Origin of the sequence: Mesorhizobium sp. dw_380 (assembly GCF_018588885.1) — a bacterium.
In the GTDB taxonomy this organism is placed as follows: domain Bacteria; phylum Pseudomonadota; class Alphaproteobacteria; order Rhizobiales; family Rhizobiaceae; genus Mesorhizobium.
The window spans coordinates 1-1,280 of record NZ_JAFFIW010000113.1 but is presented as its reverse complement, the minus strand read 5'-3'; the positions used below and the strand labels follow the sequence as shown (position 1 = coordinate 1,280).

1 protein-coding gene is annotated in these 1,280 nt (G+C 65.4%); it reads left to right on the top strand.

Annotated elements, in window-relative coordinates; translation table 11 throughout:
* Positions 1-80 precede the first annotated feature (80 nt).
* Positions 81-1,271, top strand: coding sequence for an integrase core domain-containing protein (locus tag JT360_RS33085; protein ID WP_214477645.1), 1,191 nt, complete (start codon positions 81-83; stop codon positions 1,269-1,271).
* The last annotated feature ends 9 nt before the right edge of the window (positions 1,272-1,280 follow it).

Genomic DNA, 1,280 nt, shown 5'->3' with positions numbered 1-1,280 from the left:
GTGTCCGAACCGGATAGATAGGTAACAGAATGGACCTGATGCATGGGTGACAGTTCTCTCCTTCGCCGGGAGGACCGGCGATGGTTTGGCGAGAGACTGGCATCATGGACGAGCGGCTTCGGTTTGTAGTGGATTGCCTGGCAGGTGAGGAGACGATGAGCGAGATTTGTGCGGCCTACGGCATCTCTCGCAAAATCGGCTACAAGTGGCTTGGTCGCTATCGCGCGTTAGGCCCGGAAGGTTTGCGTGATCTGCCGCGAGCGCCGCTCAATCACGGCCGGGCGACGGCTCTGGATCTTGTGGAGCAGATCGTGTCGGCGAAAGAGACGCATCCGCTGTGGGGGCCCAAGAAGATCGTGGCGCGGCTCAAGCGCACGGCCCCTGAGCTGCGCTGGCCGTCAGCTTCGACGGCGGGCGCCATCCTTGCACGACATGGGCTTGTGGGCGCGCGCAAGCGGCCACGGCTGCGGGCCTGCGGCAACGGCCCCTGGCCGCCGGCCGAGGAGCCGAACGCAGTGTGGACTGGCGACCACAAGGGCTGGTTCCCGACCGGCGACAAGCGGCGTTGCGAGCCCTTGACGGTGATGGATGCGTCGAGCCGCTATCTTCTGGCGCTGGAAGCAACGGGGTCGACGGCCGATGCCGAGGCCTGGCCGGTGTTCGAGCGGTTGTTTGAGGAGCATGGGCTGCCGGATCGGTTCAGAAGCGACAATGGCCCGCCGTTCGCGTCGGCCGGCGTCGCCGGGCTGACGCCGCTTGCCGCGCGCTTCGTCAAACTTGGCATCGTGCTGGAGCGGATCGCGCCCGGCAAGCCGCAGCAGAACGGCCGCCATGAGCGCTTTCATCTGACCATGCTGCCGCTGGCCAAGGAACCGGAAGCCGACAGAACAGCTCAGGGCCGGGCCTTCGAGGCCTTTCGGCGCAGCTACAATGAGGAGCGACCGCATGAGGCGCTGGCCATGGACACTCCAGCCCAGCATTACCGCCGCTCACAGCGCCTCATGCCAAGAACGCCACCCGAGCCCGATTATCCGGCCGAGGCCGCGGTCCGCCACGTGCGCCACAATGGCGAGATCCGATGGAATGGTGGCTTCATCTATGTCTCGCAAACGCTGGCCGGTGAAGCGGTCGCGGCCACCGAAACCGAGGATGGCCAATGGGCGCTTTCCTTCTATGCTCATCCCCTCGGCATCATCGACACGAGGCGTATGAAGCTCGTCCGCCGCAGCGCCGCGCCAACCAAACCGCTTGGCGCTGCGGCGGACAAATAGGGGGGAGAA

Excerpts from the sequence above, each read along its gene's own strand:
- JT360_RS33085 (WP_214477645.1), top strand. The coding sequence starts at position 81 with ATGGTTTGGCGAGAGACTGGCATCATGGACGAGCGGCTTCGGTTTGTA.